Below are 20,591 nucleotides of genomic sequence, written 5' to 3'. Positions count from 1 at the left end.
GCCTCGATCAGGCCTTGGCGGGACGGCGGCGGCGGGGAACGCGCACGGTGGCCTCGCCCTCCATGATCATCTCGCCGCCGACATAGCCTTCGGTGCGCAGGATGACGCGGGCCGATTCGGAATCGACGGAGGCCACGGTGATCTTCGCGGTCACCACGTCGCCGATGCGGACCGGCTTGTGGAAGGCGAGAGACTGGCTGAGGTAGATGGCGCCGGCCCCGGGCAGAATGGTGCCGACGACGGCCGAACCGAACGAGGCCGAGAGCAGGCCGTGGGCGATCCGCCCGCGATAGGCCGTCCTCGACGCGAACGCCTCGTCCATGTGGACCGGGTTGAAATCGTCCGAGGCCTCGGCGAACTGCTGGATACGGTCCTCTGTGATGGTCACGTCCTTGACCGCCACCATCCCGGGCTCGAGTTCTTCGAAGATGTAGCCGCCCGAGGGGTGAGGTCCGGTAATCATGTGGCGGTGTTAGACGCGCTTCGCCGATTTGGCGAGAACTACCACTTCAGGCCCAGGGCGGCGTAGCGCGCGTAGGCGGTTTCGGCGGTCAGCAGGCCCTGAGCGCGGACCGGGTCGATCAGGCCGTCGTCGCCGCGCGCGGCGTCGCCGTGGATGCCCTGGGCGATGAACAGGCAGTCGAGCGCCTGCTGGTTGGCGCCGAGGACGTCGGTGATGACGCCGTCGCCGATACAGAGGACGCGGGAGCGGTCGACCGGGCGACCCATGAGGCTTTCCGCCTCGGCGAGGGACAGGGCGTAGATCGGGCCGTAGGGCTTGCCGGCCATGGTGACCCGGCCGCCGAGCGATTCGTAGACATCGGCGAGGGTGCCGCCGCAGTAGATGATCCTGTCGCCCCGCTGGACGATGCGGTCGGGGTTGGCGCAGATCAGCTCCAGATCGCGGGCGGCGGCCTCGGACAGCTGTTCGAAATAGTGCTGGGGCGTCTCGGTCTCGTCGTCGATCATGCCGGTGACCGACAGGAAGGCGGCGTCCGCGACGCTGGTCGCGCGCTGCAGGTCCAGGCCTTCGTAGAGGATATCGTCGCGGGCCGGACCGATGATCAGGGCCGGGCCGGGCGCGCGGCGGGCCAGCTCCATCCGGGTGGCGTCGCCCGAGGTGACGAAGGCCTTCCAGCTGTCGCGGGGCACGCCAAGGTCGTCGAGCTGGGCGATGACGTCGGAGGCCGGCCGCGGCGAGTTGGAGATCAGCACGACGTGGCCACCGTGTTCATTGAACTTCGTCAGGGCCTCGCAGGCCTCGGGCCAGCTTTCGCGGCCGTTGTGGATCACGCCCCAGACGTCGCACAGCAGGATGTCGTAGTCGGCGGCAACGGCGCTGAGGCTGGGGAGGGCGTGGGGCTGGGTCATGGCGCGTGACTAACGCGTCAGGTCGAAAGGGTGAAGCGAGGGTTTGGCGGCGCGACCATGTCCTGCTAACCGGACGCGCATGAAAATCCCTCGCATCGCCTGGGCCGCCTATGGCTTCGCCCTGTTCGTCATCGTGATGGACCAGTTGACCAAGGCGTGGGTTCTCGGATCCGCCGATGTGTCGGACCCGGCCATGATCCCCTCCGGCTATCTGTTCGCCGAGGTGATCCCGGGCATCCTGAACATCACAATGGTCCGCAACACCGGTGTGAGCTTCGGCCTGTTCGGAGGCGGTGAAGCGCGCTGGGCGTTGAGCGTCTTCTCGATCCTCGTGGCGGCCGCGCTGGCGTGGTGGGCGCTGAAGGCGGAGCGCCGCACCCTGGTCGCAGCCATCGGCCTGGTCATTGGCGGGGCCATCGGCAATGCCATCGACCGGATCCAGTACGGCTATGTCGTGGACTTCATCGATTTCTCGGGGACCGGCGTGTTTCCGTGGGTTTTCAACATCGCCGACAGCGCCATCACCATCGGCGTTCTGCTGCTGATTATCGACAGTGTGGTGTCGGAGCGGAAGCAGGCCGTTGGCGCGGCCCACGAAAAGGCGTAATCACCCGCTCTTTCCTGCTGTCCAGAGCGCAGGTTTTGCGCCGGAGCCGAACCGACCCATGCGAACTGCCCGTATCCTGACCGTGTCCGCCATCGCCGTCTCGGCCGTTGCCCTGACCGCCTGTGGCGGCCTGCGCCAGTCCATCGGCCTGACCAAGGTCGTGCCGGACGAGTTCCTGACCGTGGCCTCGGCCCCGCTGACCGTGCCGCCGGAATACGGGCTGCGTCCGCCTGCGCCGGGCCAGCCGCGCCCGCAGGAACTGGCCCCCGAAAGCGCCGCCCGCCAGATCCTGCTGGGCCAGCGTCAGGCGATCACGCGCACCCCGGGCGAACAGGCCCTGGTGGTCGCCGCCGGCGCCGACCGCGCCGACCCCCTGGCCCGCTATGTCATCGACGACGAGTTCGGCGACCTGGCGCACAAGGAAGAGAGCTTCGCAAACCGCATCCTGTTCTGGCGCCGCGACGACTCGGCCTCTCAGGCCCCGACCCAGACCCAGACAGCCCAGGGGGCGGTGACCATCGACGCCGCCAGCGAGAACGCACGCCTGCAGGCGCTGACGGGCACGCAGAACTCGATCGTGATCGCGCCGCGCCGCTCGGGCGGTTTCAAGCTGCCGGGTCTGTAGGGATCAATCCTCCCCCGTTGGGGGAGGTGGCGCGGCGCGCCTTCGCGACGTGACGGAGGGGGCCAGACCCACACTCCGTAATCGCGGCCGGCCCCCTCCACCATGTCGTGGTCCCCTCCTTGCCGCAGCTCCGCTCCGTCGGCATCGACCCCCGATGGGGGAGGACTAGCTTGCACAGACCACAGGACAGTCCTTATTGCAGACGGACTTCTCCCAGGGACCCTTCGCATGACTGATCTTCGCTCACTGAGCCACCTGTCCGGGGTCGAACAACTGCGGCTCGGGTTCCAGGCCGACGACAAGGCGGCTCCGATCGCGAAGACCCTCGACTATCGGCTGACCGAGGTCGAGGAAGGCCGGGTGGTATTCGAGGGGACGCCGACGCGGGCGGTGTATAATCCCATCGGCACGGTGCACGGCGGCTGGATGGCGACTCTGCTGGACTCGGCCTGCGCCTGCGCGGTGCATTCGATGCTGAGGCCGGGACAGGTCTACACAACACTGGAGATCAAGACGGTCTTCCATCGCGCCCTGACCGAGGGCGTGACGGTGAAGGCCGAGGGGCGGATCGTGCAGATCGGACGGCGTGCGGGCTTCGCCGAGGCGGACCTGAAGGGCGTGGACGGCAAACTCTATGCGACCGCGACCTCCACCTGTCTGGTCATGGAGACGAAGTAGCCAGCCTGGATCGCGGTCGCCGCCGACCCGAACAGCGCCGCTGGCGGGCTACATCGGCGGAACGACGCCGTCCTTGCCCATCGCCAGGAACCCGGCCGTGGTCGCACCCGCGGGTATGACGGCATAGACCTTCTGTCCGACCGCCAATGACACGCGTTCGGTGGGTTCGAACCGCACGATCGGCGTCCCCTCGGGAATGGTGACGTTCGCCGTACCGCCTTCATAAGCGATGGTCAGCGTGCGGCCGCCGGACGAAGACTCGCTGCTGGAGACCGTCCCGTTGGTCATCATGCTCTGGCTTTCGACGGTACCGTTGGTCATGGCGCTCTGGCTTGCGACCGTGCCGTTGGTCATGGCGCTCGACGCGGCGGGGGTGCCACCCTTTGCCGCGACAACGCCCGGCGTGTCCCAGGCATAGTGGCCCTCGCCGGCGCCGCGCATCGATTCGGGGAAGATCACCAGTTCGACCGCTCGAAGGGCCGTCTTCGGACCCGTTGTTGCGGTGCCCACGAAATCGCCGTCCTGGAGGGTCGAGAGGCTGGACGATGCGACCCAGACAAACCGGGTGTCCGCTGCGACGGGTACGGAGACCGTCCGGCCGTCATAGGTCTGAACCGTCATCGTATCGCCAGCCAGGGACCGGACCGTGCCGCGCACCCGAACGGTGCTGGGGACGGCGACAGTCGCCTCTTCAACAGGGGGTGTGGGCTCGGGGGCTGAGCATGCGCCGAGCATCGCCAGCACGGCAGGAATGAGGGCCAGGTTTCTGATCGGTGTCATCGTGCATCCGGGAGTCGGGAGATCGGCGTTCGACCCCCGTTTCGGCTCGCACACTGCACGTTCGCGGCGGCGCTTGCCATGGCTATCCAGGTGCGACGAAACGTCCCCTTACCGGACCAAGGTCAGGCGTACCGCCGACGCTTCTCTGCGCTGATCAGCGTCGATCGCACGAAGTCGGCGGGCGGGTCGGTCTCGGCGAGGACGGCTTCCTTGATGGCGCGAGGTTCGCCGAACAGGTGGCCCTGACCCATGGAGATGTCGAGCTCGAGGATGTCCACGATCTGGCGTTCCGACTCGCACTTCTCGGCAATGACCTCGATGCCGTACCGGCGGGTCAGCTGGGCGAAGTCGGCGGCCTGGATGTCGCGCAGGGACGGGATCGGCGAACCGCCGTCCAGATCCAGAAGCTGTTCGATCAGCAGGTCGGCGGCCACCTTGACGAAGCGGACGTCGGACCGCTGAAGGTCGTTGAAATCGAGGTCGAGGGTCTGAACCTTGTCGATCGAGAAGCGGAAGCCGAGGTCGGCCAGCTTGGCCATGTTGCGGGCCTCGACCGCGCCGCGGGCGTCGAAGGTCGCCTGACCCAGTTCGAAGATCAGGGCCTGGTTCAGGTCGCGGTTCTCGCTGAGGAACTCCAGGAACTGCGGGAAGAAGGTCTCGTCGCCGAGTGAGGACAGGGCGACGTTGCAGAAGACGCCGACCTTGCGGTCCTGACGGGCCAGGCGTCGCACGATCTGGGCGCAGCGGAACAGCAGCAGGTTGTCGATGGCGGGGACCAGACCCTCGCCCTCGGCGATCGACAGGTATTCGGCCGGCATCATGACCCGGTCCGTCGAGTCGCGCAGGCGGGTGAAGCTCTCGTAGAAGACCGTGCGGCGCTGGGGCAGGGTGACGACGGGCTGGAGATAGAGGTCGACGCGGTTTTCCGAGAGGGCGTCGTGGACGGTCTTGAGCAGCAGGTTCGACTGGTAGTGACGGCGGGCCTCGACACTGTCGGGAGCGACCATGGGGGTGACCGACAGGCGCTGGTCGATGGAGACGCTCATTTGCTGGATCAGGTCTTCCAGCATGCGGACTTCGCCGGTGAGTTCATCGGTGCGCGACAGGGCGCCAGCCTCGATAGCGGTGGCCAGGTCGCCAAGCGCGGTCTGGGTCTGCTCCAGCGCGTCGGCGAGCAAACGGTGGGCCTCGCGGACCTGGCCGATCTCGGTGCGCAGGGCCTTGCGTTCGCCGATGCCGGTGAAGATGGCGTGGATCGCCGTCAGGACGCCCAGCACGCCGAGCGTCGCAGCCACGCCCGGGCCGATGCCGAGGCCGGCGCGCCACAGGAAGGCGCCGACCGTCATCGCCAGAAAGACGTAGCCGAAGAACAGGAAGCCGTTGGTCAGTGCGCGCATGGGAACGGTGAAGTCCGACTTCCCGGATGGAATCGCCCGAGTATCGGGGTATCAGGACGAAACAGCTAGGGTGTGGGCCAAAGAAACCACGCCGAAACAGGGGATACGCATGGAACTGTTCGATCTGACCGGCAAGGTCGCCGTCATCACCGGCTCGTCCAAGGGAATCGGCAAGGCCATCGCCGAGCGGATGGCCGAGCACGGGGCCAGGGTGGTCATCTCGTCGCGCAAGGCCGGCCCCTGCGAGGAGGTCGTGAAGGAGATCAACGGCAGGTACGGGGAGGGCCGTGCGATAGCGATCCCGGCCAATATCGCCTCCAAGGAAGACCTGCAGCGGCTGGTCGACGAGACCAACGCCGCCTGGGGCCAGATCGACATCCTGGTCTGCAACGCGGCGTCCAACCCCTATGCCGGGCCGATGGCAGGGATCGCCGACGAGCAGTTCGAGAAGATCTTCCACAACAATGTGCTGGCCAACCACTGGCTGACCCAGATGGTCGCCCCGCAGATGCTGGAGCGTAAGGACGGGGCGATCGTGATCATCTCGTCCATCGGCGGCCTGCGCGGCAACTCCCTGATCGGCGCCTACAATGTGTCGAAGGCGGCGGACATGCAGCTGGCGCGGAACCTGGCCGTCGAGTGGGGGCCGTCGAACGTGCGGGTCAACTGTATTGCGCCGGGCCTGATCCAGACCGACTTCGCCCGCTACCTGTGGGAAAACGAGGAGGTCCTGAAGGTGACGGTCGAACCGAACCCGATGAAGCGCATCGGCCAGCCGGACGAGATCGCGGGCACGGCCGTCTATCTGTGCTCGAAGGCCGGCTCATACGTGAATGGCCAGACCCTGGTGGTGGACGGCGGGCTGACGATTGCCTGGTGAGGCCGGCAAGGGCCGGGGCGCCGGGGGGCCGGGTCTTCGTCAGGATCTGATCTGGCGGCTGGAGGCGACGCTGTTCGCGGGCTTCATCGGCCTGATGCGGCTGATCGGGCTGGAGCCTGCCTCGAACTTCGGCGGCTGGGTGCTGCGGACGCTCGGCCCCGTCACGGGGACGCAGAAGACGGTGTTGCGGAACCTGCGGATCGCCTTCCCCGAGATGAGCGACGATGAACGGCGACGGCTGGCCCTGGAACAGTGGGAACAGACGGGTCGCACCTTCGCCGAGACGGCGGTGATGGACCGGCTGACCCCGGCGTCGGGGCGGATCGACATCGTCGGGGCCGAGCGGCTCGAGGCGATCCGGGCCTCGGGCAAGCCGGTGGTCTTCGTGTCCGGCCACTTGGCGAATATCGAGACGATGGCCGCGGTTCTGGTGGCCTCGGGCGTGCCGGTGCAGGTGACCTATCGGGCGGCCAACAACCCCTATGTCGACGCCCAGATCATCGCGGCGCGGGCGCGGTACGGGGTGAAGCTGTTCGCCCCCAAGGGCGGGGGCGGGGCGCGTGAGCTGCTGGCCGGGATGGCGCGCGGCGAGAGCGTCGCCCTGATGAACGACCAGAAATTTTCCGAAGGGCCGGAAGTAACCTTCTTCGGCCAGCCGGTGAACGCGGCGCCGGGGCCGAGCCGTCTGGCGCTGCGGTTCGGCACGGTGCTGCAGCCGATGTCGGTGGTCCGGCTGCCGGGCGTGCGATTCCGGGTCACGGCGCACGCGCCGATCGAACTGGCCAGGACCGGCGACCGGACGGGCGATATCACGCGAGGGGTACAGGCGGTCACGCGCTTCGTCGAGGCGCGGGTGCGAGAGCATCCGGTGGATTGGTTCTGGGTCCACAAGCGGTGGCCGGACCGGGTCTACCGGGAGTTGGAAGACGCCGAGTAACAGCGCGCTCACGTCTTGGTGCGGGTTCGACCGAATAGCTTTCCGGCGGCACGGCCAAGCTTAATTCAAGAGCGACGGTCAGACGGATGAACTACTTCCGGCAGTACGATTTCGCGATGCTAATGAATATTGGCGAGTTGTTTGCGCATCCCGCCACGTCGGTTTATTTGACGTTTTGACTATCGGCCAAGACGCAAAGAGACTAGACAGCGTAACACGCTCCCGCTTGTGTCAATTTTCGACAGACGGCTATGGAGCAATAAGCCTAGCAGCCGACATGGCTATGAGTTCGCGTGGGAATATCCTGATCGGTGGCTTGAGCGTCGACGATCGCGACCAAGTCACCTCCGTTGCTACTGATTTCGACTTTCGATTGGGCCATGTTTTCATGGAGCCGTCAGATGTTGTCGACACTATCTATTTCGTCGACGAAGGCATCGTGTCCGCCGTCGCCCTGATGCACGACGGGCGCAGCGTCGAGGCCTATATGGTCGGCCGGGAAGGCATCATCGGCTCCACGGCCTGGCAAATCCCAGCCAAGACTGCGGTTCGCTATGTCGCCCAGATGGCCGGAAAGTCTCGCAAGGTCGAGGCGCGGCGAATGCGTGAACTGGCCACGAGAAGTCACAGCCTGCGGGTCGTCATGGCCACCTATGACGCCGCCTTGCAAAGGGAACTGGAGCAATCCACCGCCTGCAACGCCATCCATACGTTAGAGCGGCGCTTCTCCAAATGGCTGCTGAGGGCCCATGACAGGGCCGATGACGCGGTGTTGCACATGACGCAGGAGTTCCTGGCCAACATGCTGGGTTCGCAACGCACGACGGTGAACGAGGCGGCGCAGAACCTGATGCGCCGCGGTGCGATCACCTTTACACGAGGCCGGGTGACGGTGCTGAACCGGCAGATTCTCGAGGCCTCGGCCTGTGAATGCTACGGCGAGACCCGGGGGACCGCCGACGGGATTTCACGCGTCGACGGATGAAGCGCTCTGCAAGTGTGACAGCCGCATGAATGATTGTCGGCCGGGCCTTTGCAATCGCTGAGATATGAGCGGCTTTCTTGCTGAGAGCATGCCCATGCTCCGCTGCCTCTTATGGCTCCACGATGGTCCCGAAATACCGCCGATCGTCAAAGACGTCGATGCGGTGGACGACCGCGAGGCCAGGGATCTGGCGCAGATGCGGCTGCGGCTGGCACGGGACTATTCCTGCCCCCGGATCTGTCGCGGGACTACAAGATCGCAGAGCTGAAACGCGACAGCGCCTCGAACCGAGGCGTCAGGCCTTGCCGGAACCGTCGCTGTTCGTGGAGGCGTCGTCCGCAACGTCAGTCGAACGACGGCGGGGACCCTTGTAGCTTGCGACACTCGAGGTCCGCCGACGGTCCGGGCCAAAGTAGTCGTCGGTCTTCACATAGGGGCGCGGACGCATGATGACGGCCTGGATGCGGTCGAACACGGCCTTGGCGGTGATCGGCTTGACCACGAACTCGGTGACCCCGGCGTCGCGTGCCTCATAGACGCGGTGTTTTTCCGAATGGCCGGTCATCATGATGATCGGCAGATAGGGGTTGGCGCTGTCGGGGCTGTTGCGGACCAGGCGGGTGAACTCCACCCCGTCCAGCGGGAACATATGAAAGTCGACGATCGCCAGATCGACCGGGTAATCGCGCAGGGCTTCGAGCGCCATGGCGCCGTCGGACACCTCGCGGATGTTGCGGATCCCGGCGGACTGCAGAATGGCGGACGTGATGGCTCGCATGTGCTGGTTGTCGTCGACCAGCAGGATGTTGAGGGACTGAAGGGCGGACATTTGGTGATCGGGCCGAGGCCGCCCCCACGGCGGTCTGATGGTCGATTCTACGGGCAAAGATCAGCCAGGTCCACGCGGAACGAAAGCCTGGCCGTCACTGTAAGCGGTTTCCGGAGCCGATTCGCCGATCATCAGAGACGGATCGCAGTTCCGATCACGCCATTTCATGCGCCAGCACAGATGTGGCCCAGTGGCGCGGCCCATCATTCCGACCCGTCCGATGACGTCGCTCCGGGTGATTCGCTGGTTCGGCAGGACGTCGATGCGCGACTGGTGCAGGTAGGCGGTGATCAGGCCCTGACCGTGGTCGATCAGGGTCAGGCCGCCTTCGAAATGCATGCCGGCGCGGGCGAAGGTGACGACGCCGTTCGCCGGCGCCCGGATCGGAGAACCGGCGGGTGCGGCCAGGTCTATGCCGTAGTGAGGCCGGGCGGGCGTGCCGTTCAGAACGCGCTGGGAACCCCACAGGCTGGTCACCCGATAACTGTCGAGCGGCCAGGTGAAGCCGGAACGGAAGTCGTCGGCGTCAGCGCGGCTGGCGAAGCCCTCGGTCTTCAGCACGATCTCTTCCTGGATCCGGGCGAGCAGCATCGGGTCCGTCGGCTCGACCGTCGACGGGGGCAGGCCGTTGATGCGGGTTGAGGGGAAGGTCCCGGGCGCGATGGGCAGGGTGCGGCGGGCGACGCGGCCTTGGCCGCGCACCTCCAACTGGGCCGACGGCGGGGCGTCCCGGTCGAAGCCGACGATGAATAGGCCAGCCGCGGAAGCGGTGGTCAGGGCTTCTCCGTCAATGAAGACCATGGCCCGCGGCTCTGCCCGCCCCATGGCGAACCCGCCCTGGACGAAACGGCCGTTCAGGGCGAGACCATCGGACGGATCCGCGAAGGCTGGGCCGGAGAGGGTGGCGGCGCCGGCGCCCAGGATCAGGCCGCGCCGCGAAGGCGTCACTGATCGACCATCCGGGACAGGGCTTCGGCCGGACTGAAATAGGGTTCCTGATGCTCGACGGACCAGTAGCGCAGGATCTCGAGCGGGATCGGCCGTCCGGAGACGGCGCACAGGACGAAGGGGCCGGGCTTGAGCACGGCGAACTCGCCGTCGCCGTAGTGGAGGGTCGCGGGGGAGGGGACGGAGGTCATGGCGACAGGATAGCGGGAGATCCGTCCGTCGTCTCCTCCCCGTCGCGTAGCGAAGGGCCGGTGGATCCGTAGCCAAGCGGAGGCCGCGGAGGGGCTTGGCGACATCCAGAAGCCGTCCGTCTGCTCGCAAAGAGCTCGCATCCACCGCCTGATTCGCCAGGGAGCGAACCGGGAGGAGACTGTCGTCAGAAGAGGTCGCCCTGGCTCGCCGGGGCCGCTTTCGCCTTCGGAACCAGCTTCGCCCTCACCGCGCCGTCGCCCTCGATATGCGCCCCCTTGGAGCCATCGGGGAAGACCAGCGTCACGGCCTGCCCCGGTGACAGGGCGGCGGCGGACGAGACCATCGCGCCGGTCTCGTCGTCGACGCGCGCAAAGCCGGGTTTGGGGCGCTTGGGGTCGAGGCTGGCCAGGGCGCGGGCGAGGGCGGCGAGGCGGGTCTCGGCGCGCTCGATTGCCTGCGGTCGGACGCGCTCAAGGCGTGACGCCAGGTTCTGCGTACCAAGCTCGCGACGCTTCTGCCGGTTGACGATCGCCTCTGGGTTCAATCGACCCGAGACAAGCAGCAGGCGACGTTCATGGTCGGAGGTGTTGGCGCGTAGCCCTGAAATCAGACGAGCGCCTTGCCCCTCAAGCCGTGCCTCCCGTTGCTCGATCGCGCGTTTCAGAATGGCCGGCGCGAAACGGCTGCCGATCGCGACAAGGCGGCGGTGATGCAGTTCGGTGTTGCGGCCGAGGCCCGAGGCGAGACGGCTGGAGGCGTGGTCGAGCCGCTGCTGGGCCAGGGCCACGAGCTCCTCCGGCCGGGCGGGCAGGCCGCGCGCCACGGAGCGCAGGCGAATTCGGCGGTCCTCCAGCAGCCGGGCGCCGGAACGATCCAGACGGCGCTCCAGATCGGTGACGAAGGCGCGCAGGTCGGCCAGCACCGGCGTGGCCAGTTCGGCGGCGCCTGTCGGGGTCGGGGCGCGACGATCCGAGACGAAGTCGATGAGGGTGGTGTCCGTCTCGTGCCCCACGGCCGAGATGATCGGGATGGTCGCCGCCGCCACGATGCGCGCCAGGCCTTCGTCGTTGAAGCACCACAGATCCTCGACCGAGCCGCCGCCGCGCGCCACGATCAGCAGATCGGGGCGGGAGATGAGGCCGTCCCTGGTCATGGCGTCGAAGCCGCGAATGGCGTTCCCGACCTGGCCACAGGCGGCGTCGCCCTGGACCACGACTGGCCACACGATGACCCGGCAGGGCCAGCGCTCGGCGATCCGGTGCAGGATGTCTCGAATGACGGCGCCGGTCGGGCTGGTGATAACGCCGATCGTGCGAGGATAGAGGGGGATGGGCTTCTTGCGGGCCGGATCGAACAGGCCCTCGCCCGACAGTTTGACCTTCAGGCGTTCGAGTTGGGCCAGGAGGGCGCCGGCGCCGGCCGCCTCCATCGATTCGATGACGATCTGGTATGAGGACCGCGCCGGGTAGGAGGTGATCTTGCCGGTGACGATGACCTCGAGGCCCGTCTCAGGCTGGACGCCGAGGCCGCGCGCAGAGCCTTTCCAGACCACGCCGTCGATGGCCGACTTGTCGTCCTTCAGCGTCAGATAGATGTGGCCGGAGGCGTGGCGATTGACCTTGGACACTTCGCCTCGCAGCCGGACGTGGCCGAACCGGTCCTCCAGCGTGCGCTTCAGGGCGAAGGACAGCTCGGAAATCGACAGGGGCGGATTGTTGTCGCCCACGCCCTGGCTTTGGGCGGCGGCCGGCTCGGCGTCGGCGGGGCCTGCGAAGACGTAGTCGTCGGTCATGAGGCGACTGTAGCGTCGCCGAGGGGGTGCGGAAACCGCTGCGTTCGGCCTATATCGAGGGATGAACGATCAGGATCGCATTCCCCCTCGGGACGAGGAGAACCCGAACGAGCGCGAGCTTTCGCGCCGCAGCGGCGACTCGGCGGTCGGCGTCTGGGTGATCCTGGTGTTAATCTTCATGCTCGCCGCCGTGGTCTATGTGGTTTCCGCCCTGCTCTGACAGTCTGCGGCCTTGACCAGAGGGGCCCGCGCGGCCATTCCGCGCGGATGGATATTCTGCTGGTCGGATCGGGAGGGCGCGAGCACGCCCTGGCCTGGAAAATGCGGCAATCGCCGCTGGTCGACCGCCTGTTTTGCGCGCCCGGAAATCCCGGCATCGGCAAGGTCGCCGAATGCGTGCCGGACATCCGCGCCGACGATGCCGAGGGCCTGGCCCGGCTGGCGCGTGAGCTGAAGGTCGGCCTTGTGGTCGTCGGGCCGGAAGTCGCCCTCGCGGCCGGTCTTGCGGACCTGCTGAACGCCGCCGGCATCCCCTGCTTCGGACCCAGCGCCAAGGCGGCGCAGCTGGAGACGTCCAAGGCCTTCTCCAAGGCCTTCCTGGAGCGGCACGAGATCCCGACGGCGCACTACGGCGTCTATGACCGGGTCAAGGACGCCAAGGCTGCGTTGTCGGTGTTCAAACCCCCCTATGTCATCAAGGCGGACGGCCTGGCGGCGGGCAAGGGGGTGGCGATCAGCCCCGATCGCCGCGATGCCGAGGCCGAGATCGAGCGGATGCTGGGCGGGCGATTCGGCCCGGCCGGTTCGCGCGTCGTGATCGAGGAGTTCATGGAGGGCGAGGAGGGATCCCTGTTCGCCCTGTGCGACGGCAAACGCGCCGTCCTGTTCGGCGGGGCCCAGGATCACAAGCGGGCCTTCGACGGGGATCTGGGGCCCAACACGGGCGGCATGGGCGCCTATTCGCCGGCGCCGGTGTTCGACGAGGCGATGGTGATGACCGCCGACCGCCGGATCGTACAGCCGACGCTGAAGGCCATGTCTGCCGAGGGCGCGCCCTATAAGGGCGTGCTCTACGTCGGGCTGATGTCGACCGATGAAGGTCCCAAGGTTGTTGAGTTCAACGCCCGCTTCGGCGACCCGGAATGCCAGGTCCTGATGATGCGGATGGCGGGGGACATCGTCCCCTATCTGCTGGCCTGCGCGCGCGGGGACGTGTCGCGCCTGCCGCAGCCGGAGTTCAAGCCGCAGACGGTGATCTGCGTGGTCATGGCGGCCAAGGGTTACCCCGACAGTCCTCTGGAAGGCTCGATCATCCGGGGCGCCGAGCAGGACTTCGGCCCGCACGTGCAGGTCTTCCACGCGGGCACCCTGCGGCGCGAGGCCGGCACCCTGGTCGCGTCCGGCGGGCGCGTCCTGAGCGTCTGCGCCGAGGGCGACGACATCGCCGAGGCCCGCGAGCGGGCCTATGCTGCGGTGCGCACGATCGACTGGCCGGGCGGGTTCTGCAGGACTGACATCGGCTGGCGCGCTCTGGAGCGCGAGTAGCCTCTAGGCGTAGGCGAACAGCAGGCGGCCCTCGCCCATGCGCTCGCGGAGCATCGGCAGGTCGGTGTGGGCGGTGGAGAAGCAGCCGTAGCTGCGGCCCAGCTTGCCTTCGCGGGCCAGGAATTCCGGATCCGCATAGTCGGCGCCGTGAACGATGATGGCGCGGTCGCGGGCCATGTTGTTCGAATACTCAAGCCCGTCGAGCAGGACGTTTGGGCCTTGCTGGGCGCCCCAACCCGCGCCGGCGGTGGCGTAGGCGCCGACCGAGGACATGTAGCTTTCCGGGGTGTTGGAGAAGGTCCGGGCGAAGCCGGAGTGCTCCGGGTCCGAGCCGCGGCCGTGGCAGGTGCGGAAGGCGGTGACGCGGCCGCCGATCAGATCGACCTCGAACATGCGAGCGTCGCCGGAAAATTTCTGGAAATCGACCAGATACATGCGGTCGCGCAGGGTGATCCGGTGGCTGTGCACGTCCAGGGCGGCCATGGCCCGGCTCATCAACTCGGGGCGGACCAGACGACCGGGATCCAGCGGCGGCGGGGTGATTTGCGGAATAGGCGGGAGGGGCGGCAGCGGAGGGGCGGCGGCGAGGACGATCGGCATCTGAGCGACGGGTGCGGTGGCGCAGCCGGCGAGCACCGCCGAACCACCCAGAATCAATCCCCGTCTCGATAGCCGCATGCGACGCCCTTCGTAGCGGTTATGCCGAAGTCATGGCTTGTTTCACAAATACGCCGCCGGGTTCAACCGGAGCCTTGGCCGAAAGCCACCGACGCGTATGGTGGCGCACAGTATCAGGGAGAGGTTTATGAAGTTCGTCGCACTGGCGGTCGCCGCCGTTTTCGCGCTCGCAGGGCCTTCGCAGGCGCAGCAGAGCCCCGCCTCACAGGCTTTTCCCGCGAACGGGGAAACGACGTTCGTTCAGGCAGGGCGGCTTCTGGCGGACCCCGAGAGCGGTGTTGTGCTGCGCGATAAAACTCTCGTGATCGTAGGCAACCAGATCACGGAGATCCGCGACGGCTTCGTCGGCGAGGGTCCGAACGTCGTCGATCTGCGTGATTCCTTCGTCCTGCCGGGCCTGATCGACAGCCATGTTCACCTGACCTCTCAGCAGAGCCCGACCGGGCGGCTGGACGCGGTGACGCGCGACGCGGCCGACAGCGCCATGATCGGCGCCGGCTTCGCGCGGAAGACCCTGATGGCCGGGTTCACCACTGTGGCGGATCTGGGCGGCGACAATGACGCGGTCTTCGCGTTGAGGGAAGGAATCCGGCGCGGTGACGTGCCGGGACCGCGAGTTATCGCCTCCGGATCGTCGGTGTCGATCCACGGCGGCCACGGCGACATCAACGGCTATCGCGACGACATCATGCACCTGCTGTCGTCCGAGAGCGTCTGTTCAGGACCGGAGGACTGCATGAGGGCCGTGCGGACCCAGGTGCGGTCGGGCGCCGACATCATCAAGATCACCGCCACCGGCGGGGTTCTGTCCAACACTGCGGCGGGCCTGGCCCAGCAGTTCACCGACCCCGAGCTGGCCGCCATCGTCGAGGTGGCGCACCGGATGGGCCGTCAGGTGACGGCGCACGCCCACGGCGTCGACGGCATCAACGCCTTCCTGCGGGCCGGCGGCGATTCGATCGAGCACGGCACCTATCTGGACGACGAGTCTATCCGCCTGTTCCGGCGCGAGGGCGTTTATCTGGTGCCGACCCTGCTGGCCGGAGACTTCGTGGCGCGGGTGGCGGCGAGTCCAACCAACTTCTTCACCCCGGCCCAGACGGCGAAAGCGCTGGAGGCAGGTCCGAAGATGCTGGACATGGCCCGGCGCGCGCACGAGGGCGGCGTGCGGATCGCATTCGGCACCGACACGGGGGTTTCGGCGCATGGAGACAATGCGCAGGAGTTCGCGCTTCTGGTGCAGGCGGGGATGACACCGCTGGAAGCCATCCAGGCGGCGACGGTGGTGGCGGCCGAGCATCTGAGGATCGCCGACCAGGCCGGCCTGATCGCGCCGGGCCGTCCGGCGGACATCGTGGCGGTCGAGGGTGATCCCCTGACCGACGTCACGACGCTGGAGCATATGGCCTTCGTGATGAAGGGCGGCGTGGTCTACCGCGCCGAATAAATCCTTCCCCGAAGGGGGAGGGTGGCGCGGCGCCACTTCGCGCCGTGACGGAGGGGGAGGAATGTTCGCTCAGGAACCCCGAGAACGCCGCCTCGTCCTCGAACCGGGCGGCGACAGGCCACGAGACCACACGGGTCCGCCAGTCGGGAGGCAGGCGGACCCAGTCTTTTTCGGTCGTGACCAGACCGGCGTCAAAGATGGCGGCGCGGTCGGCGAGGAAGGCGAGATCTTCCGGTCGGTATTCCGCATGGTCCGGGAACGGCGCGAAGTCGACGAGCTCGCACCCGGCGGCGATCAAAGCGCGTTCGACCTTCCACGGCTTGGCGATGCCCGCAAACCCGAACTGGGGGCCGGGTGGCGGCGCGCGGCCGGGCTCCAGCCGGGCGATGAAGGTCGGCAGGGTTCCGAACACGGCCAGCAGTTCAGGATCGGCGGGCGGGCCGTCGCCGGGCAGCAGGACGACGACCGCGTCGGCGCGGGCGAGACCGGCGGCCAGCGGTTCCCGCATCGGACCTGAGGGGAAGACCGAGCCATCGCCGAAGGGCCACTCGTCCTCGCGCGTCTCGCCGTCGACGACGATCAGGCTGAGGGTCTTCTTCAGGGTCGGGTTCTGGTGAGCATCGTCGAGGACGAGGGCCCGGGCGCCGGCCTCGACCGCCGCGCGGGCGCCGGTGACGCGGTCGGCGGAGATCCAGGCGGGGGCGTCGCCGGACAGCATCAGGGGCTCGTCGCCGACGTCGGCGGCGGTGTGGGTCGCGGGATCGACCCGGAGCGGGCCGGCCAGCTTGCCGCCATAGCCGCGCGACAGGGCATGCGCATCGACGCCCTGCCGACGAACCAGACGCAGGACTTCGCGGGCGACCGGGGTCTTGCCGGAGCCGCCGACGGTGAGGTTGCCGATCGAGATGACGGGGACGCCAACATCGACGGACGTGGCGCGGGCGATGCGGCGGGCGGTGGCTGCGGCGCATACCCACGAAACGGGCTTCAGCAGGGTGCGGGCGACGCGGCCGTGGCGGCCGTCGCGCTGATACCACCAGCGAGGCGTGGACAGCTTCATCGGCGCGGCCGGGACGACGGAGGCAGAAGTGGCTGCAGCGCGTCCCACAGGCGGTCGAGACCGGCGCCGACATCGGCGGCGGCGCGGCGCGCGCGCTCACCCATGGCTCGGGCGGCGGCGGAATCGTTCAGCAAGGGCGTGACGACGCCGGGCAGGTCGCCGGGCGTGGCGACGAGTTCCAGGCCTCCGGCGGCGACGAGATCGGCGGTGACGGCCTGCCAGTTGGAGGCGTCGGGACCGGCGACGGCGGGCCTGGCCAGACGCGCGGGCTCCAGCGGATTGTGCCCGCCCCAGGGCTCGCGCCCGAGAAAGGAGCCGAATGAACCGCCCATGACCACGACATCGGCGAGGCGCAGGAACAGGCCCAGCTCGCCCAGGGTGTCGGCGACATAGATGTCCGTCTCGGCGTTCGGCTGGGCGCCACGCGATCGCAGGGCGAAGCGGTAGCCGTCGCGGGTCAGGGTGGTGGCGATCTCGGGTCCGCGCTCGGGGTGGCGGGGGACGAGGATCAGGCACAGGCGCTCGGCGAGATGGTCGAGGGCGCGGACGATAGCGATCTCCTCGCCCTCGTGGGTCGAGGCGGCGACGACCACGGGGCGGTCGCCGATAGCGGCGCTGAGGGCGGTGAAGGCCGAGGCGTCGTGGGGCAGGGCGGCGCCAGAAAGCTTCAGATTCACCTGGCCGTCGACGCGGGCGCCCAGGCTGTGCAACCGGGCGGCGGAAACATCGTCCTGGGGCATGACGAGGGAGAAGGCCGACAGGAGCTCGTGAGCCGACTTCGGGAAACGGGCCCAGCCGGCGGCGGTCTTTTCGGTGATGCGGGCGCTGACGAGGGCCAGCGAAATCTTCCGGTCGCGGGCGGCGAGGATCAGGTTGGGCCAGAGCTCGGACTCGACGAAGACGCCAACTGAGGGCCGCCAGTGGTCTAGGAAGGCGGCGACCCCGCCGGGGACGTCCACGGGCGCGAACTGGTGGATCACGCCGGGAGGCAGGCGGCGGGCCAGCAACTCCGCCGAGGTCACCGTGCCGGAGGTGACGAGGACGGTCAGGTCGGGCCGGGCCTTCACGATCCGCTCGACCACGGGCAACAGCGACAGGGTCTCGCCGACGCTGACGCCGTGCAGCCAGACCAGGTCGCCGTCGGGGCGGGCGACGCCAGCAACGCCGAGGCGTTCATCGACGCGGACGGCGTCTTCCTTGCCCTGTTTGACGCGGGCGTCGAGCAGGCGCGGGGCCAGGGGTTCCAGCATCCGGGTCAGCAGGCGGTAGGCGAGCAGAGGCAGGGTCACAGCCGTTCAAGCCCGGTGATGGCGTCGGCGCGGGCCTCTACGGCGGTCAGCCTTTCCGCCCAGGGCCCGGTGACGTCAGAGAGTTCGGCGCCCTCGGGGTAACGGGCGATGTCATAGACGATGGCGCCGCGACCGAAGGGCAGGGGCAGGATGGCGCGATCCCAGCTGTTCAGGCGGATGGCCGGAAGGCAGCTCATGCCGATGAACAGGGCCGGGGCGCCGGACATCCGCGCCATCAGGGGCAGGCCCTCGGCCATGACCCGGGCCGGGCCGCGCGGGCCGTCGGGGGTGATGGCCAGAGCGCCGACCTTGAGCTGTTTCAGGCCGTCGCGGAGGGCACGGAAGCCGCCCTTGGCCGCGTCAGTCTTGTCCTTGTTGGCGGAGGAGCCGCGCACCGCCGGGAAGCCCTGCAAGGCCACGGCCTTGGCGATGAACTGTCCGTCAGGGCTGAGTGAAATCAGGGCCTTGGCGGGTTGAGCCAGGTCGAGCGGCCAGCACGCCGGACTGAGACCAATGCGCGAATGCCAGAAGACGCAGATGACGCCGCCGCCGTTGGCCCAGACCTGTTCGGCATGCTCGCGGCCCTCCCAGGTCCAGCGGATCGTGGCGAAGCAGAGCTTCATCCACCCGGCGAGCGCGAACGACAGGATGGTCTGGATCAGAGGATTGCGGAGCGGCCTCACGTCACGCGACCGTGGCGACGGCAGGGGGCCCGTCGAGCGACTGCTGTTTCGCCAGCCGGCTGTAGAGTCCGCCCTTCCTGACGAGGCTCGCGTGGGTGCCGCTCTCGACGATACGACCGGCCTCCAGCACCACGATGCGCGTCGCATGCCGGACCGTGGACAGTCTGTGAGCGATCATCAATGTTGATCTCCCGGCCATGAGCCGTTCCAGCGCAGCCTGGACAAGGGCTTCGCTCTCGGTGTCGAGGGCCGAGGTGGCTTCGTCGAGCAACAGGATGGGCGCGTCCTTGAGGAAGGCGCGGGCGATGGCGATACGCTGACGCTGGCCGCCCGACAGCCGCATGCCGCCTTCGCCGGCGCGGGTCTGGTAGCCGTCGGGCAGCGCGGTGATGAAGTCGTGGGCAGCGGCAGACCTGGCGGCCTCGGCGATCTGGTCGGGCGTGGCTTGGGGGCGCGCATAGGCGATGTTGGCGGCGATCGTGTCGTCGAACAGGAAGGGTTCCTGGGTCACCAGGGCGATCCGGGCACGCAGGTCCGGCAGGCTGAGCTCGCGCAGGTCGGCGCCGTTGATCGTCACATTGCCCGAGGTCACGTCATAGAAGCGCGGCAGCAGGCTGAGCAGGGTCGACTTGCCGCCGCCGGACGGACCGACCAGGGCGACGGTCTCTCCCGGCGCGACGGTCAGGGAGACCTCCGTGATCGTGGGCGAGGCGGCGCCGTAGCTGAACGACACCTCGTCGAAGGCGATCGTCGCGGGGCCGGGCGGCAGGGCCTTGGGCGAAGCGGCCTCGCGGATCTCCGGGTCGATGTCGAGCGAGCCGAACAGACGGCGGGCGGCGGTCATACCCTCGGCCATCACGGTCTGCAGATTGGTCACCTGACGCAGCGACTGGCCGGCGGACATCAGCAGGCCGACATAGGCCGCGAAGGCGCCGACCGTCATCTGGCCGTTGCGCGCCTGCCAGCCGGCATAGGCCATGACGGCAGCGACCACGAGCATGGCGACGAGGTTGGAGAAGGGGCCAGCGAAGGTTCTGGAATCGGCGGACTTGATGACGTGGCGCTGGCGGCGGCCGACGACCTCGGCGACGCGCGCTTGCTCGGCCGCTTCGCGGTTCTCAATCTTGATCAGGCGGACGCCGTCCAGGTTCTCCATCAGGGCGGTGGAGAGGTTCTCGGTCTCGACCATGGCGCCGGTCGTAGCCTTGCGCATCCGCTTGCCGAAACGCTGGATGACATAGGCGATCAGCGGCGCGCCGAGCAGGACGATGGCTGTCAGGCGCCAGTCCGACCAGGCCATGAAGAGCAGCACCGCGATCAGGGTCAGGCCGTGCTGGGTGTAGTTGACCACGCCGCTGGTGAAAGCCTCCCGCACCAGGTTGGCGTCGAACAGGACGCTGGAAACGAAGGCTCCAGAATGCTGGCTGCGCAGGCGGGCAAGGTCGGCGCGGATCATGGAGCCGAACAGCCGCACCTGGATGTCGCCGACGATGCCGTGCCCCAGGCGATTGACGAGTGCGGCCTGGCCGAGCGAGGCCGCCGTCCAGATCAGGCCGATGCCGACGATGATGGCCGGGATGGCGACCAGCGCATGCTGCGGCAGCACGACAAACAGACCCGCCACCTTCACCGAATTGCCCAGGAACATGCCGTCGATGGCGGGCTGGAGCAGTTGCAGCACCGTGGCGGCGCTGAGGCCCGCGATCGCGGCGCAGATCATCGACAGGACCAGCACGGCTTTGCGGCGGGACAGGTAGTCGCGCCAGATGCGGCCGATCAGGGGACGCGAGGCGGCGTCCTCCTGCGGAACGGTCGGAGCGGGCGAAGTCATCCGCCCGAGGTCGGACGACCTGCCTCACAAGTCAAGG

General features: G+C 68.0%; 21 protein-coding genes and 1 pseudogene. 9 read left to right on the top strand and 13 right to left on the bottom strand.

Going from position 1 to position 20,591, the window contains the following annotated elements; all coding sequences use genetic code 11:
• Nucleotides 1–7: 7 nt before the first annotated feature.
• Together ACP7AU_RS05040 and ACP7AU_RS05035 are read right to left on the bottom strand one after the other, a co-directional pair.
• A complete protein-coding gene (locus ACP7AU_RS05040) occupies nt 8–460 on the bottom strand; it encodes a MaoC family dehydratase (RefSeq protein WP_426050793.1) in 453 nt (150 codons plus the stop codon).
• Nucleotides 461–501: 41 nt separating this feature from the next.
• Nucleotides 502–1,371: a TIGR01459 family HAD-type hydrolase gene (locus tag ACP7AU_RS05035; protein WP_426050711.1), complete on the bottom strand. Its 870-nt coding sequence runs from the start codon at nt 1,369–1,371 to the stop codon at nt 502–504.
• Nucleotides 1,372–1,450: 79 nt separating this feature from the next.
• Between ACP7AU_RS05035 and lspA the strand changes: the two genes are divergently transcribed.
• From lspA to ACP7AU_RS05020, 3 genes are all read left to right on the top strand, one after another.
• Entirely contained in the window at nt 1,451–1,978 is a 528-nt protein-coding gene (gene lspA / locus ACP7AU_RS05030; protein WP_426039240.1) for a signal peptidase II, read from the top strand.
• 58 nt (nt 1,979–2,036) lie between these two features.
• On the top strand, nt 2,037–2,603 hold the full coding sequence (locus ACP7AU_RS05025) for a DUF3035 domain-containing protein (RefSeq protein ID WP_426039241.1): 567 nt from the start codon (nt 2,037–2,039) through the stop codon (nt 2,601–2,603).
• A gap of 228 nt (nt 2,604–2,831) precedes the next feature.
• Complete coding sequence (locus ACP7AU_RS05020) at nt 2,832–3,281, top strand: PaaI family thioesterase (RefSeq protein WP_426050710.1); 450 nt, start codon at nt 2,832–2,834, stop codon at nt 3,279–3,281.
• A gap of 48 nt (nt 3,282–3,329) precedes the next feature.
• Here ACP7AU_RS05020 and ACP7AU_RS05015 read toward each other — a convergent pair whose 3' ends face one another.
• Both ACP7AU_RS05015 and ACP7AU_RS05010 read right to left on the bottom strand, forming a co-directional pair.
• Nucleotides 3,330–4,061, bottom strand: a complete 732-nt coding sequence (locus ACP7AU_RS05015; RefSeq protein ID WP_426050709.1) for a hypothetical protein — start codon at nt 4,059–4,061, stop codon at nt 3,330–3,332.
• 122 nt (nt 4,062–4,183) lie between these two features.
• The gene (locus tag ACP7AU_RS05010) at nt 4,184–5,458 is read right to left on the bottom strand and encodes an EAL domain-containing protein (protein ID WP_426042345.1); all 1,275 of its coding nucleotides are present in this window, start codon (nt 5,456–5,458) and stop codon (nt 4,184–4,186) included.
• A 109-nt stretch (nt 5,459–5,567) separates the two neighbouring features.
• On the opposite strand from ACP7AU_RS05010, the gene ACP7AU_RS05005 reads away from it, so the two are divergent.
• The 3 genes from ACP7AU_RS05005 (at nt 5,568) to ACP7AU_RS04995 (ending at nt 8,260) form a co-directional block, all read left to right on the top strand.
• Nucleotides 5,568–6,338 (top strand): SDR family NAD(P)-dependent oxidoreductase, encoded by a 771-nt coding sequence (locus ACP7AU_RS05005; protein WP_426050708.1) that lies wholly within the window; start codon nt 5,568–5,570, stop codon nt 6,336–6,338.
• Nucleotides 6,328–7,275: a lysophospholipid acyltransferase family protein gene (locus ACP7AU_RS05000; protein WP_426050707.1), complete on the top strand. Its 948-nt coding sequence runs from the start codon at nt 6,328–6,330 to the stop codon at nt 7,273–7,275. Before ACP7AU_RS05005 ends, ACP7AU_RS05000 begins: the two co-directional genes overlap by 11 nt.
• Before the next feature lie 388 nt (nt 7,276–7,663).
• Nucleotides 7,664–8,260 (top strand): Crp/Fnr family transcriptional regulator, encoded by a 597-nt coding sequence (locus tag ACP7AU_RS04995; protein WP_426050706.1) that lies wholly within the window; start codon nt 7,664–7,666, stop codon nt 8,258–8,260.
• A 295-nt stretch (nt 8,261–8,555) separates the two neighbouring features.
• On the opposite strand, the gene ACP7AU_RS04990 is transcribed toward ACP7AU_RS04995, so the two are convergent.
• The 4 genes from ACP7AU_RS04990 to xseA all read right to left on the bottom strand — a co-directional run bounded on the left by ACP7AU_RS04990 (nt 8,556) and on the right by xseA (nt 12,021).
• Nucleotides 8,556–9,089 (bottom strand): response regulator, encoded by a 534-nt coding sequence (locus tag ACP7AU_RS04990; RefSeq protein WP_426050705.1) that lies wholly within the window; start codon nt 9,087–9,089, stop codon nt 8,556–8,558.
• A gap of 60 nt (nt 9,090–9,149) precedes the next feature.
• The gene (locus ACP7AU_RS04985; RefSeq protein ID WP_426050704.1) at nt 9,150–10,037 is read right to left on the bottom strand and encodes a M23 family metallopeptidase; all 888 of its coding nucleotides are present in this window, start codon (nt 10,035–10,037) and stop codon (nt 9,150–9,152) included.
• Complete coding sequence (locus ACP7AU_RS04980; RefSeq protein ID WP_303694379.1) at nt 10,034–10,228, bottom strand: DUF2093 domain-containing protein; 195 nt, start codon at nt 10,226–10,228, stop codon at nt 10,034–10,036. Before ACP7AU_RS04980 ends, ACP7AU_RS04985 begins: the two co-directional genes overlap by 4 nt.
• A gap of 185 nt (nt 10,229–10,413) precedes the next feature.
• Nucleotides 10,414–12,021, bottom strand: coding sequence for an exodeoxyribonuclease VII large subunit (gene xseA, locus ACP7AU_RS04975; RefSeq protein WP_426039585.1), 1,608 nt, complete (start codon nt 12,019–12,021; stop codon nt 10,414–10,416).
• Nucleotides 12,022–12,082: 61 nt separating this feature from the next.
• Between xseA and ACP7AU_RS04970 the strand changes: the two genes are divergently transcribed.
• Entirely contained in the window at nt 12,083–12,241 is a 159-nt protein-coding gene (locus tag ACP7AU_RS04970; protein WP_426039584.1) for a hypothetical protein, read from the top strand.
• 47 nt (nt 12,242–12,288) lie between these two features.
• On the top strand, nt 12,289–13,566 hold the full coding sequence (gene purD / locus ACP7AU_RS04965; protein ID WP_426050703.1) for a phosphoribosylamine--glycine ligase: 1,278 nt from the start codon (nt 12,289–12,291) through the stop codon (nt 13,564–13,566).
• A 3-nt stretch (nt 13,567–13,569) separates the two neighbouring features.
• Here the strand turns inward: purD and ACP7AU_RS04960 are convergent, their stop codons facing one another.
• Nucleotides 13,570–14,244, bottom strand: coding sequence for a murein L,D-transpeptidase catalytic domain-containing protein (locus tag ACP7AU_RS04960; RefSeq protein WP_426039582.1), 675 nt, complete (start codon nt 14,242–14,244; stop codon nt 13,570–13,572).
• A 127-nt stretch (nt 14,245–14,371) separates the two neighbouring features.
• Here ACP7AU_RS04960 and ACP7AU_RS04955 point away from each other — a divergent pair, with 127 nt between their 5' ends.
• A complete protein-coding gene (locus ACP7AU_RS04955) occupies nt 14,372–15,691 on the top strand; it encodes an amidohydrolase family protein (protein ID WP_426050702.1) in 1,320 nt (439 codons plus the stop codon).
• Nucleotides 15,692–15,761: 70 nt separating this feature from the next.
• Here the strand turns inward: ACP7AU_RS04955 and lpxK are convergent.
• From lpxK to ACP7AU_RS04935, 4 genes and pseudogenes are all read right to left on the bottom strand, one after another.
• Nucleotides 15,762–16,751 (bottom strand): annotated as a pseudogene (lpxK, locus tag ACP7AU_RS04950) (tetraacyldisaccharide 4'-kinase); the annotation flags it as partial.
• Nucleotides 16,748–18,040 (bottom strand): 3-deoxy-D-manno-octulosonic acid transferase, encoded by a 1,293-nt coding sequence (locus ACP7AU_RS04945; protein ID WP_426050701.1) that lies wholly within the window; start codon nt 18,038–18,040, stop codon nt 16,748–16,750. The gene ACP7AU_RS04945 and the pseudogene lpxK, both read right to left, overlap by 4 nt.
• Complete coding sequence (locus ACP7AU_RS04940) at nt 18,037–18,723, bottom strand: lysophospholipid acyltransferase family protein (protein WP_426050700.1); 687 nt, start codon at nt 18,721–18,723, stop codon at nt 18,037–18,039. Before ACP7AU_RS04940 ends, ACP7AU_RS04945 begins: the two co-directional genes overlap by 4 nt.
• Before the next feature lies 1 nt (nt 18,724).
• Nucleotides 18,725–20,554 (bottom strand): ABC transporter ATP-binding protein, encoded by a 1,830-nt coding sequence (locus ACP7AU_RS04935; protein ID WP_426050699.1) that lies wholly within the window; start codon nt 20,552–20,554, stop codon nt 18,725–18,727.
• Nucleotides 20,555–20,591 lie beyond the last annotated feature (37 nt).

This window comes from Brevundimonas sp. SL161 (assembly GCF_049896985.1).
Taxonomy (GTDB): domain Bacteria; phylum Pseudomonadota; class Alphaproteobacteria; order Caulobacterales; family Caulobacteraceae; genus Brevundimonas.
Note: the sequence above shows the minus strand (reverse complement) of the source record. Positions and strands in the feature narration are given on the sequence as shown.